Source organism: Roseateles chitinivorans (genome assembly GCF_050632235.1).
GTDB lineage: Bacteria > Pseudomonadota > Gammaproteobacteria > Burkholderiales > Burkholderiaceae_C > Roseateles > Roseateles chitinivorans_A.
This window is the reverse complement of sequence record NZ_CP192584.1, coordinates 294,001-306,486: the sequence shown is the minus strand read 5'-3', so window position 1 is coordinate 306,486 and position 12,486 is coordinate 294,001. Positions and strand designations below refer to the sequence as shown.

General features: G+C 68.2%; 9 protein-coding genes and 3 pseudogenes. 9 read left to right on the top strand and 3 right to left on the bottom strand.

Annotated elements, in window-relative coordinates; genetic code table 11:
• Positions 1–163: 163 nt before the first annotated feature.
• Complete coding sequence (locus tag ACQ859_RS01265; RefSeq protein WP_331616094.1) at positions 164–589, top strand: SWIB/MDM2 domain-containing protein; 426 nt, start codon at positions 164–166, stop codon at positions 587–589.
• A 135-nt stretch (positions 590–724) separates the two neighbouring features.
• Here the strand turns inward: ACQ859_RS01265 and ACQ859_RS01260 are convergent, their stop codons facing one another.
• Positions 725–1,102, bottom strand: coding sequence for a response regulator (locus ACQ859_RS01260; protein ID WP_431264269.1), 378 nt, complete (start codon positions 1,100–1,102; stop codon positions 725–727).
• A gap of 309 nt (positions 1,103–1,411) precedes the next feature.
• Here ACQ859_RS01260 and ACQ859_RS01255 point away from each other — a divergent pair, with 309 nt between their 5' ends.
• On the top strand, positions 1,412–2,203 hold the full coding sequence (locus ACQ859_RS01255) for an MHFG family PEP-CTERM protein (RefSeq protein WP_431264268.1): 792 nt from the start codon (positions 1,412–1,414) through the stop codon (positions 2,201–2,203).
• A gap of 61 nt (positions 2,204–2,264) precedes the next feature.
• Here the strand turns inward: ACQ859_RS01255 and uvrA are convergent.
• Positions 2,265–5,098 (bottom strand): annotated as a pseudogene (uvrA, locus tag ACQ859_RS01250) (excinuclease ABC subunit UvrA).
• Positions 5,099–5,461: 363 nt separating this feature from the next.
• Here uvrA and ACQ859_RS01245 point away from each other — a divergent pair.
• The 5 genes and pseudogenes from ACQ859_RS01245 to ACQ859_RS01225 form a co-directional block, all read left to right on the top strand.
• Positions 5,462–6,487, top strand: a pseudogene (locus ACQ859_RS01245) (diguanylate cyclase domain-containing protein); the annotation flags it as partial.
• A 17-nt stretch (positions 6,488–6,504) separates the two neighbouring features.
• A pseudogene (locus ACQ859_RS01240) lies at positions 6,505–6,567 on the top strand (hypothetical protein); the annotation flags it as partial.
• 27 nt (positions 6,568–6,594) lie between these two features.
• A complete protein-coding gene (locus ACQ859_RS01235) occupies positions 6,595–7,470 on the top strand; it encodes a putative bifunctional diguanylate cyclase/phosphodiesterase (RefSeq protein WP_431266701.1) in 876 nt (291 codons plus the stop codon).
• A gap of 154 nt (positions 7,471–7,624) precedes the next feature.
• Positions 7,625–7,816: a hypothetical protein gene (locus ACQ859_RS01230; RefSeq protein ID WP_431264267.1), complete on the top strand. Its 192-nt coding sequence runs from the start codon at positions 7,625–7,627 to the stop codon at positions 7,814–7,816.
• A gap of 315 nt (positions 7,817–8,131) precedes the next feature.
• A complete protein-coding gene (locus ACQ859_RS01225) occupies positions 8,132–8,434 on the top strand; it encodes a hypothetical protein (RefSeq protein WP_431264266.1) in 303 nt (100 codons plus the stop codon).
• Positions 8,435–8,577: 143 nt separating this feature from the next.
• On the opposite strand, the gene recQ is transcribed toward ACQ859_RS01225, so the two are convergent.
• On the bottom strand, positions 8,578–10,446 hold the full coding sequence (gene recQ / locus ACQ859_RS01220; protein ID WP_431264265.1) for a DNA helicase RecQ: 1,869 nt from the start codon (positions 10,444–10,446) through the stop codon (positions 8,578–8,580).
• A 114-nt stretch (positions 10,447–10,560) separates the two neighbouring features.
• On the opposite strand from recQ, the gene ACQ859_RS01215 reads away from it, so the two are divergent.
• On the top strand, positions 10,561–11,529 hold the full coding sequence (locus tag ACQ859_RS01215) for a diguanylate cyclase (RefSeq protein ID WP_431264264.1): 969 nt from the start codon (positions 10,561–10,563) through the stop codon (positions 11,527–11,529).
• Positions 11,530–11,765: 236 nt separating this feature from the next.
• Positions 11,766–12,323 (top strand): single-stranded DNA-binding protein, encoded by a 558-nt coding sequence (locus ACQ859_RS01210; RefSeq protein WP_088408626.1) that lies wholly within the window; start codon positions 11,766–11,768, stop codon positions 12,321–12,323.
• Positions 12,324–12,486: the final 163 nt, after the last annotated feature.

The following is a 12,486-nucleotide window of genomic DNA, read 5'->3' as shown; positions in this document are numbered from 1 at the left end:
CACGGGGCCGCACGTTGACTTCGGGGCCGTTTCCCCCGGTAAAGCCTTCTCAATGGCAGAGGTGCGCAGTACCATTGCCCGCGCAGGGTGCCATCGAGTACCGAAGGCGTCAGACCTTCACCAGGGCCCGGCACATCAACAACCCTTGATGGAGAGAATCGAAATGGCAACTGCGAAGAAGGCTGCGCCCGCCAAGAAGGCGGCACCGGCCAAGAAGGCGGCTCCGGCGGCGAAGAAGGCCGCCGCTCCCGCGAAGAAGGCGGCACCGGCGAAGAAGGCCGCGCCCGCGACGAAGGCGGCAGCCCCTGCGAAGAAGGCTGCCGCGCCCGCGAAGAAGCGCACCCCCAACGCCGCCTTCATGAAGGCCCTGACCCCCAGCGCCGCGCTGGCCGCGATCGTCGGCGACAAGCCGCTGCCGCGGACCGACGTGGTGAAGAAGGTCTGGGAATACATCAAGAAGCACAACCTGCAGGACCCGGCGCAGAAGCGCGTCATCAACGCCGATGCCAAGCTGAAGGAAATCTTCGGCAAGGCCAAGGCCGACATGTTCGAGATGACCCGTCTGATCAACAGCCACCTGAAGGATTGAGCGGCCGGGGCCGAGAGGCTCTTCCGCATTCCGGACAAGGCCCGCTTCGCGCGGGCTTTTTGCGTCCGTCTTGCGCCGGGAGTGCGTCCGTCTTGCGCCCGTCTCGTGGCCCGTAGGGACCACGCTCAGCGAGCCTCAGAGCCGTTCAAGCGCCGCGCGCAACTGGCGCACGTCGATCGGCTTGAGCCAGTAGTCCTGGAAGCCGGCTGCCCGCGCGCGCTGGCGCTGGTCATCCATCACGTCCGCAGAAAGCGCGATGCAACGCAGCTGGGCGAATTGAGGCTGGGCACGCACCAGGGCCATCAACTGCAGACCGTTCATGTCGGGCAGGTTCATGTCCATCAGCACCAGCGACGGGGTGGCGCGCGACAGGGCGTCCATCGCCTGTGCGCCGGTCTCGGCGATGTCCAGGGTCCAACCGGGCATCAGACGGAACACCTCTTCCATCAGCACGATGTTGATGCGGTCGTCCTCGACGTAGAGGACGTGGCGGGCGGCGGTGGGGGACGACATGGCGATGACTGGCAGGGGACACGGAGACGATAACAGTGAATGCCGCCGACGGCAGCGTTGTCCATGCCGCCGGTGCTTTTACCCACGGGTGTGCGAACTGTGAGGCCGGTGTGACAAAAACCACGCGCGACCACACCCCCGGCTGAGGGGAAGGCCCGGAGCGACGGGGTTTCGCTCCCTACACTGCCGATCAATTCCTGTCACATCTGGTGATTCAAGCCCACCGATCGATACAGGAAAGACTGCCGGCAAGGCCTGACCCCGACGAGGTGTTCTCACGGAGGCGGCCGCCGAATAAAGAGACTTGTCATGTCGTTGGTGGCCGCATTCGCGCTGGCCGCGTCCACGGTGACGCTGCCGAACTGCTCCTGGGATCGCCCCGGGGTCAACCCATTCATGGGTGATCTGGTGGCGGCCGTCGACCGGTACAAGGACATCCCGCCGGCGACGCGCGCCAAGCTGAAGAGCCGCATGGCGGAGCGCCAGTACGACGAGATCGTCGACATCCATCGCGACAGCATCGTCGGCCGCTACGACTACGGCACCGAGATCCGCGACATGCACTTCGGCGCCGGCTCGATCTGCAAGACCGTCACGCGCGGCAAGTGGACCGAGCAGACGCTGGAACGCGGACTCGTGTACTGCGAGGACGGCCAGTGCATCCTGGTGCCGACGGTCTGCCGCAATGTGAGCCGCATCTCGCGCGGCAAGCTGAAGCCCGCCGCGGGCGGCGCGCAGACGGCGAAGAATGAAGACGATCCGCTGATGTTCGAACCGCCGGCAGCCGGTGCCGCGGACGGCGGCGGCGACCCGGGCAGCTTCGCGCGCACGGCGGGCCTGCCGCCGACGGCGACATCCGATACCAGTCTGCTCGCGCCCACCACGCCGGGTAGCAGCAGCGGCCTCTCCGGTGGCGGGCCCGCCCCTGCGCCCGCCGGGAATCCCGGCATCATCACCCTGCCTCAGATCCCGCAGAACAGCGGTGGCAATGGCGGCAGCCTGCCCATCGTGCCGGGTGTGCCGGAGCCGCAGACCTGGTTGCTCTTCGCGCTGGGGTTGGGGGTGTTGGCGTTTGCGGTGAAGCGTAAGACGGCCGTCTGACTTCACTGGTCGTCTCGATCCGAACGACCGAGCCGTGCGATGGAGATGGCGCCGTGTTGGATCAGCCGCGCGCGAGCAACGGCTTCAGGTAACGGCCCGTGTGGCTCGCCTCGCAGGCGGCGACGTCTTCGGGCGTTCCCGCGACGAGCAGCAGTCCGCCACCGGATCCCCCTCCGGACCCATGTCGATCAGCCAGTCGGCCGTCTTGATGACGTCGAGGTTGTGCTCAATGATGACGATGGTGTTGCCGGCGTCGCGCAGTTGATGCACGACCTTCAGCAGCAGCGCGATGTCCGCAAAATGCAGACCGGTCGTCGGCTCGTCCAGGATGTAGAGGGTGCGGCCGGTGTCCCGCTTGGACAGCTCCAGCGCCAGCTTGACCCGCTGCGCCTCGCCGCCCGACAGCGTCGTCGCGCTCTGTCCCAGCTTCACGTAGCCCAGGCCGACATCCATCAGCGTCTGCAGCTTGCGCGCCAGCGTCGGCACCGCGCTGAAGAACGGCAACGCATCCTCCACCGTCAGGCCCAGCACCTCCGAGATGTTCTTGCCCTTGTAGAGGACCTCCAGCGTCTGGCGGTTGTAGCGCTTGCCGAAGCAGGTGTCGCAAGGGACGTAGACGTCGGGCAGGAAGTGCATCTCGACCTTCAGCACGCCGTCGCCCTGGCAGGCCTCGCAGCGGCCGCCGGCCACGTTGAAGCTGAAGCGGCCTGCGCCGTAGCCGCGCTCGCGCGCGGTAGGCATCTCGGCGAACAGCTCGCGGATGGGCGTGAACAGGCCGGTGTAGGTCGCCGGGTTCGAGCGCGGCGTGCGGCCGATCGGCGACTGGTCGACGTTGATGACCTTGTCGAAGGCGTCCATGCCCTCGATCTCATCGTGCTCGGCCGGCTCGGCATGGCTCTGGTAGAGCTTGCGCGAGACGGCCGCGTACAGCGTGTCGTTGACCAGCGTGCTCTTGCCGGAGCCGGATACGCCCGTCACGCAGGTCAGCAGTCCGACCGGGAACTCCGCGGTCACACCCTTCAGGTTGTTGCCGCGCGCATTGACGATCTTCAGCGTGCGCGGATCGGGGCTGTCGGACAGCGCATGCCGCTTCTTCGGCACCTCGATGCGTTCGAGGCCGCTCAGGTAACGACCGGTCGACGACTCGTGGTTGGCCGCGACTTCCTCGGGCGTGCCCTGCGCCATGATCCGGCCGCCGTGGACGCCCGCGCCCGGACCGAGGTCCAGCACGTGGTCCGCGGCACGGATCGCGTCTTCGTCATGTTCGACGACGAGGACGGAGTTGCCCAGGTCGCGCAGCCGGCGCAGCGTGGCGATCAGGCGGTCGTTGTCGCGCTGGTGCAGGCCGATGCTGGGCTCGTCCAGCACGTACATCACGCCGGTCAGGCCGGAGCCGATCTGCGACGCGAGCCGGATCCGCTGCGCCTCGCCGCCGGACAGCGTGTCGGCGCTGCGGTCCAGGCTCAGGTAGTTGAGGCCGACGTCGTTGAGGAAGTGCAGCCGCGAGGCGATCTCGCGGATCACCTTGTCGGCGATCTCGGCCTTCGCGCCCTTGAGCTTCAGACCTTCGAAGTAATGCAGCGCCTCGCGCAGCGTCGCGTGCTCGACCTCGTAGATCGGCTTGCCGCGTTCGCCCTCGACGGCTTCGGCCGGCTGGAGCAGGACGTTGCGAGCCTCGCGACGCAGGCGCGAGCCCTCGCACTGGGGGCAAGGCTTGGCGCTCTGGTAGCGCGCGAGTTCCTCGCGCACCGCGGCCGAGTCGGTCTCGCGATAACGCCGCGTCAGGCTGGGCAGGATGCCTTCGAAGGGATGGGCGCGCTTGACGCTGCGCTTCTTCCCGTTCGCGCCCTCGGCCTCGTAGGTGAAGGTGATCTCGTCGTCGCCGGAGCCTTGCAGCAAGACCTGGCGCGCCTGCTCGGGGAGCTCCTCGAAGGGCAGCTCGATGTCGAAGCCGTAGTGCTTGGCCACCGTCTCCAGCATCGAGAAGGTGTACGCGTTGCGCCGGTCCCAGCCCTTCACCGCGCCGCTGGCCAGGCTCAGCGTCGGGAACGCGACGACGCGATCCGGATCGAAGACGGTGACCTGGCCGAGACCTTCGCAGGACGGGCAGGCGCCCACCGGCGAGTTGAAGGAGAACAGCCGCGGCTCGAGCTCGGGCAGCGAATAGCTGCAGATCGGACACGCGAACTTGCTGGAGTAGATCGCTTCCGTGCCGCTGTCCATGTCCAGCACCAGCGCGCGGCCGTCGGCCAGGCGCAGCGCGGCCTCGAAGCTCTCGGCCAGACGCTGGCGCAGCGTATCGGCGCTGTCGTGGCGCAGCTTGATGCGGTCGACGACGACGTCGATGTCGTGCTTCTCGGCCTTCTTCAGCGCCGGCAGTTCGGTCACCTCGACGGTCTGCCCGTCGACGCGGAAGCGCACATAGCCCTGCGCCTGCAGGTCCTGGAACAGCTCGACGAACTCGCCCTTGCGATCGCGCACGACCGGGGCGAGGACCATCAGGCGCGACTCGTCGGGCATCGCCAGCACCGCGTCGACCATCTGGCCGACGCTCGACGCCTCCAGCGGCAGATGGTGGTCGGGGCAGAACGGCGTGCCGGCGCGCGCATAGAGCAGGCGCAGGTAGTCGTGGATCTCGGTGACGGTGCCGACCGTCGAGCGCGGGTTGTGGCTGGTGGCCTTCTGCTCGATCGAGATCGCCGGCGACAGGCCTTCGATGACGTCGACGTCGGGCTTGTCCATCAGCTGGAGGAACTGCCGCGCATAGGCCGAGAGACTCTCGACGTAGCGGCGCTGACCCTCGGCGTACAGCGTGTCGAAGGCCAGCGAGGACTTGCCCGAGCCCGACAGCCCGGTGATGACGACCAGCTGGTTGCGCGGCAGGTCGACGTCGATGTTCTTGAGGTTGTGGGTACGCGCCCCCGGACGCGGATCATCGGCGTCTCGCCGACCGGTCGCATCGCCTGGCCCAGGTAGCGGCCAGGGTTCGCCTGCAGTGCGGCGCCCGCCTTCGGCTCGGCGCCGGGCTCGGACGGGGCGGGGGCGACGGGCGGGACTTTCGTGGACATGGGGGCCGGGACACAACTGGAGTCGAACTCGCCATGATAGGGCCAGGGCCGGCTCCGCGTCGGGCCCTGCTGACATCGCGTGGCAGCGGGAGGAATGCCTAAATCCTTCTCGGCGACCCCGTCTTTGCGGGGGGCGTCCACTTTTCGGACGTGCAGAATCAGCCATTCCCCTCCTGCCCACCCCTGATTGATGAAGCTCAAAGCTCCGTCGCTGTCGCTGCGCAGTGTGATCCTGCTTGCGGTGGTGATCGGAATCGCCGTGCCGGCGCTGGCGCTGGTGGCGTTCAGCGACGCCTTCATCCGGCGCAGTCTGGAGCCGGTGCTGGAAGGCCAGCGCGCGGCCGTGCTGACGCTCGCCGCGAACGGCCTGGCCGAGCCGCTGTGGACGGTGGACAGCCCCGCCGTGCAGCGCGCGCTGGACCAGCTGCTGTCGGACGTGAATGTCTGCGCCGTCGAGCTCAGCGAGGAACGCGCCGACACCCGCGACATCGTCCGCACCAAGTGCAGCCCCGGCTGGCCGACGGTCACGCTGGCCGCGACCATCCAGCGCGATGCGCAGGTGCTGGGCAGCCTGCGGGTGCAGTTCGACGACGCCGCGCAGGAGCGCATGCTGGAGGAGGGCCGTCGGCAGACCGCGCTGATCGTCGCGTTCCAGGTCGCGGCCGGTGTCGTCATCGTGCTGCTGGTGTTCTATCTGCGTCTGGTGCGCCCGATCGACCGCCTGAAGCGGCTCGCGAGCGCGATCGCCGAACGCCAGCCGGTGCCGCGCCTGCGCTGGAACCGCAACGACGAACTGGGCCAGCTCGGCGTGCACCTGGACCAGATGGGCCAGCAGATCGCCGGCCTGCTGGCCGACATGGAAGGCAAGAACGCGCAGCTGCATCAGCTGGCGATGTACGACCACCTCACCGGACTGCCGAACCGGACGCTGTTCCGCGAGGTGTTCCTGCACGAGGCGGCCGTGGCGCGCCGCGAGCAGACGCACCTGGCGCTGCTGTTCGTCGACCTGGACCGCTTCAAGGCGATCAACGATTCGCTCGGCCATGCGGCCGGTGACCGCATGCTGCTGCAGGCGAGCGAGCGCCTGCGTCAGGCGGTGCGGGAGTCGGACCTGGCCTGCCGCGTCAGCGGCGACGAGTTCCTGCTGCTGATGCGCGACTCCAGCGAGCACGTCGGCGTCGCCGCGCAGCGCCTGATCGAGGCGCTGAACGCGCCGCTGCAGCTCGAGGGGGTGTGGCGAGCGTGTCGGCGAGCGTCGGCATCGCGCTGTTCCCGCGCGACGGCGAAGACTTCGACACCCTGGTCCGGCACGCCGACCTGGCGATGTACCGCGCCAAGCAGATGGGCCGGTCGCGCTACAGCTTCTTCCAGCAGGACATGGACGCGGCCGCCGTGGAGCGGATGGAGCTCGAGCGCGAATTGAAGCTGGCCCTCGAGCGAGACGAGCTGCTGCTCCACTACCAGGCCGTCGTCGACGCCCGCACCGGCCAGTGGTCGGGGCTGGAGGCGCTGATGCGCTGGCAGCATCCGCAGCGCGGCCTGGTGATGCCGGGCCAGTTCATCGAGCTGGCGGAGGAGACGGGCCAGATCCTGGCGCTGGGCTGGAGCACCATCGAGCAGGCCTGCGCCCAGCTGGCGCGCTGGAAGTCGGCGGGGCGGCATCCGGGGCCGATCTCGATCAACCTGTCCGCCCTGCAGTTCCGCGAGCCGCGGCTGGCCGAGCGCATCGCCGAGGCGATGCGCCGGCATGCGGTGGCGCCCGGCGAGCTCGCCATCGAGCTGACCGAAAGCTCGCTGCTCACCGACACCGATACCGTCCTGCAGACCTTGTCGCGCCTGACGGACCTCGGGCTCAGCCTGTCGGTGGACGATTTCGGGACGGGGTATTCCTCGCTCGCCTATCTGAAGCTGCTGCGCCCGGCGCGCCTGAAGATCGACCGGGCGTTCGTCCGGGACCTGCCCAACAGCGCCGACGACCGCGCGCTGGTCCGGGCCATGATGGGCATGGCCGAGGCCCTCGGCATCGACGTCGTCGCCGAGGGCGTCGAGACCGAGGAACAACGCGATGCGCTGCTGGCCCTCGGCTGCTGGCAGCAGCAGGGCTATTTCTATTGCCGGCCGCAGCCCGCCGTGGCGCTCGCGGACCGGCTGGCCGTCTGGCCGCCCCAGGCGGGGGCATCCCGGGTCGCGCAGGTCTGAGACCGCCCCCCTAACTTCCGTTCAACCGGCTGACCGGCATTTCGGCGCGCGATTGCGGCAATTCGTCGCGTCCGGATGGTCTTGTCATTTCCGGCGGCGCACAGTCCACCCTCGTTGACCTTCCAGGACAGGAAAGACACCGCAGGGGACCGCCATGAACGACGCAGCAAAGACCTTCCTCACCGCCCTGGCCGCCGTGGCCAGCGCCGCCGTCATCGCCTTGTGGCTGGCGGACTCGAACGAGGCCGCGCGTCCGTCCAACACCCTGCCCCTGCACTGGGCCGAGCAGACCGTGCCGGGACCTCAGGCTGATCGGGCCGATCAGGCCAGCAAGCCGCACGGATGACCGTGCGGCTTGCGCTCCGATAGACGCCACGCTTCCCCCGGCATTTCGAAGCCCGCCTGACCAGCGGGCTTCTTTTTTGTCCGTTCCGTGTGTCCGTTGTGTCCGACATGTCCGCGGACACAACGGACACGATCGATCAGAACACCGATGGAATGGGGCATCCGGGCGATCGACGATGCCGGCCACCTCCATTCGTCGCGATTCCGCGCAGTTCACGCCGCCGTCGCGCGCATTCGTCGCTTGTGCCTCGCGAAGCGGGGTCGCAATGACGACACTGACTTCACTGACACACGCAACCCCTTCCAGGAGATCGACATGAGCACCACCCCTTTCAAGACCCGTTCCACCCGCAGCCCGCGCATCGGCATGACCGGCGCGGCGAGCGTCAAGGCGTTCGCCTTCGGCATCGGCGCCACGCTGGCGATCGCGTTCAGCCTGCTGCACGTGCAGGAACAGCGTGAGCAACGCGCCGCCGTCATCACGCTGGATCCGGTGGTCATCACCGCCAAGCGCACGCAGCTGCCCACCGTCTACATCACCGGCCGTCGTGACACGTCGGCCGACGGCCAGCGACTGGCTTCGGCCGCGCAGGCCGGTTGCACGACCCCGCTCTGCTGAGCTCCCGCGGTTGCGCCGTCAGGGCGGCGACCGCGGCTGATCAGCTGTAGCGCTCGCCAACGACAACGCCCGGCATTGCCGGGCGTTGTCCTTTTCGTCATGACGATCGCGTGACGCGACGACGGGCCCGGACTGGACGGGGGTCAGTCCTCGCTCAGCACGCGCAACAGCGCCTCGCCATAGGCCTCGAGCTTCTTCGCGCCGATGCCGCTGATGCCGGACATCTCGTCGAGCGACTGCGGCTGCACGCGCGCGAGTTCCGCGAGCGTGACGTTCTGGAAGATCACATAGGCCGGCAGGCCGTGCTCGCGCGCCACCTCGGCGCGCCAGGCCTTGAGCGCGTCGAAGCGTCCCTGCGCCGCCGCGTCCAGATCGGTCTCCGCCTCCGAGCGCCGTGACGACGAGGCGCCCGACCGGCTGGACTTGCTCCGCTTGGCCGGCGTGGCGGGTTGGCGCAGCAGCATCTGCACCTCGCCGCGTAGCACGGCCTTGGCGTCGCCGCCGAGGGACAGGGTGTTGTACTCACCCTCCGTGACCGCGTAGCCGAGCGCGATCAGCTGGCGGATCACCGCGCGCCACTGCTGCTCGCTGAGCGACGCGCCCACGGCCCAGGTGCTCAGTTCCTGATGCCGGTACTGCTTGACCTTGTCGGTCTCCTTGCCGCGCAGCACGTCGATCAGGTGGCCGGAGCCGAAGCTGAAGCCCGTCACCTGATGAAAGCGGTAGATGCACGACAGCGCCATCCGCGCCGCTTCGGTCGCGTCCCAGGTTGCGGGCGGGTTCACGCAGTTGTCGCAGTTGCCGCAGGGCTGGCTGTCCTCGCCGAAGTAGGCCAGTAGGCGCACGCGCCGGCAGTCGATGGCCTCGGCCAGCGCCAGCAGCGCGTCGAGCTTGCCGCGCTGCACCTGCTTGAACTCGTCGGTGGACGGGCTCTCGTCGATCATGCGCCGCTGCTGGACGACGTCGGCCAGGCCGTAGGCCATCCACGCCTCGGCGGGCGCCCCGTCGCGGCCGGCACGGCCGGTCTCCTGGTAATAGCCTTCGATGTTCTTGGGCAGGTCCAGATGGGCGACGAAGCGCACGTCGGGCTTGTCGATGCCCATGCCGAAGGCGATGGTCGCGACCATCACGATGCCGTCCTCGCGGAGGAAGCGGTCCTGGTGGCGGCGGCGCTGGTCCTGCTCCATGCCCGCGTGGTACGGCAGCGCGTTGATGCCCTTGGACTTCAGCCAGTCGGCGGTCTCGTCGACCTTCTTGCGGCTCTGGCAGTAGACGACACCGGCGGCGTCCTCGTGCTCGTCCTGGATGAAGCGCAGCAGCTGCTCGCGCGGGCTGTCCTTCTCGACGATCAGGTAGCGGATGTTGGGCCGGTCGAAGGACGCGACGAAGATCTGCGCCTCCTCGAGCTGCAGCCGCTCGATGATGTCCGCGCGGGTGATGTCGTCGGCGGTGGCCGTCAGCGCGATGCGCGGGATGTCGGGGAAGCGCTCGTGGAGCAGGCTCAGCGACAGGTATTCGCTGCGGAAGTCGTGGCCCCACTGGCTGACGCAATGCGCCTCGTCGATCGCGAACAGCGCGAGCAGGCCGCGCTCGTACAGCGACTGCATCTGCGCGATGAAGCGCGGCGTGTTGACGCGTTCCGGCGCCGCGTAGAGCAGGGTCAGGCGGCCGGCGAGCATCTCGCGCTCGATGCGCTGGGTCTCTTCGAGCGTCTGCGTGGAATTGAGGAAGGAGGCGTTGACGCCGGCTTCCTCGAGGGCGCCGACCTGGTCGTGCATCAGGGCGATCAGCGGACTGACGACCACGGTGACGCCGTGGCCGGCGCGCTGGCGGGCGATCGCGGGGATCTGGTAGCAGAGCGACTTGCCGCCGCCGGTGGGCATGAGGACCAGCGCGTCGCCGCCGGCGGTCACGTGGTCGACGATCGAGGCCTGCTGGCCGCGAAAGGCGCTGTAACCGAACACCTCTTGCAGGATGTCGAGCGGGACGGGATGATGGTTGGACGAACTCATGGAGCGCTCGATTGTCCCGTACATCGGCGGGTCCGTCGTTCAGCCGGGCTTGACCCGGCGGGAACGCGGCGCAGAGCGGCATCGAACCTCCACAGCACAGGCAGACACGTCGACATGATTGCTGCGCCGTTGCCCGATGACGAGAATGCCCGCCTGTCCACGCTGCGCGTGCTGCAGGTGCTGGACACGGACCCCGAGGAACGCTTCGACCGCCTGACGCGGATGGCCAGACGGCTGTTCCAGGTGCCGATCGCGCTGGTGAGCCTGGTGGACGCGGACCGGCAGTGGTTCAAGTCGGCACAGGGCCTGGACGTGTCGGAGACGCCGCGGGACATCAGCTTCTGCGGCCACGCGATCATGTCGGACGACATCCTGCTGATCCCCGACACGCACGCGGATCCGCGCTTCGCGGACAACCCGCTGGTCAGCGGCGGGCCGAGGATCCGTTTCTACGCGGGCTGCCCGGTGCGCGCGCCGAGCGGGCACCGGCTCGGCACCTTGTGCCTGATCGACCGCGCGCCGCGGGGCTTCGACACGGACGACCAGGCGACCCTGCGCGACATGGCCTTCATGGTCGAACAGCAGTTCGCGGCGATGTACATGGCGATGGTCGACGAGCTGACGGGACTGGCGAACCGGCGTGGCTTCGAGTCGCAGGCGGGGCACGTGCTGGCGCTGTGCCGGCGCAAGCAGTGGCCGGCCACGCTGCTGTACTTCGACCTGGACAACTTCAAGCATGTGAACGACCGCTACGGTCACGCGGAGGGCGACTGGGCGCTGAAGTCCTTCGCGGACATCCTGCGCTTCTGCCTGCGGTCCTCGGACGTGGTGGCCCGCACCGGCGGGGACGAGTTCGTCGCGTTGCTGAGCGGCACGGCGACCGAGCAGATGGCGCCGGCGCTGGAGCGGGTGCGCAACCAGGTCGGTGCGCTCAACCTGCGGGCGCAGCGGGGCTACGAGCTGGCCTTCAGCGTGGGCGACGCGGCCATGTCGGGTGAGGAACCGCTGGCGCTCGAAGAGTTGATGCAGCAAGCGGACGCGGCGATGTACGCCCACAAGCAGTCGCGACGGCGGATGAACTGAGCCGACGCTGCTCATCCAGGTCGTTCAACGGCTTGTGGCCGGTATCAGGTTGGCGTTTTCGAGCGATCGCTCCGGGATGGAGCGGGCGGCATAATCCGACCCCTGCGCCGCGTTTCGGCAAGCCGGACCGGCCCGAAACAGCCAGCAGACGCCCGAAGCGCACGTTCCGGGCGATTGGCGGCGCAAAAGTTTCCCTTTCCGAACACCCCAACCATACGCAAGCGAAGGCAACCACCATGGCCTCGGTCAATAAAGTCATCATCCTCGGCAACCTGGGCCGTGATCCCGAACTGCGCTACACGCCGAGCGGCAGTGCGGTGTGCAACGTGAGCATCGCCACGACGCGCAACTGGAAGAGCCGCGAAGGCGGCGAGCGCCAGGAAGAGACCGAATGGCACCGTGTGGTGTTCTACGACCGCCTGGCCGAGATCGCCGGCGAGTACCTGAAGAAGGGCCGTCCGGTCTACGTCGAAGGCCGCCTGAAGACCCGCAAGTGGCAGGACAAGGAAGGCAAGGACAACTACACCACCGAGATCATTGCCGAGCAGATGCAGCTGCTGGGCGGCCGCGACGGCGGCGATGAGATGGGTGGTGGCGGTGGTGGTGGCTACAGCCGCGAACAGCGCGGCGGCGGCCAGGGCGGTGGTCAAGGTGGCGGCGGCAGCGGTCGCGACAGCGGCGACTTCGACGCCCCGCGCGCGCCGGCGCCTCGCGCCGCAGCCCCTCGCGCCCCGGCCCCCGCGCCGAAGGCCGCGACCGGCTTCGACGACATGGATGACGATATTCCGTTCTGATCGATCATCGGACACGTGCCAATGAGAAGGCCCGCAGGAATCGCTTCCTGCGGGCCTTTTTGCTTCAGTGCGTGAAGCTTTGGAGTCAGTCCTTCGTCTTGGACTTCTGGTCCAAAGTCGGCACGTTGGCCGTACGCGGCGAAGGGAAAGTGAGTGTAGCCAC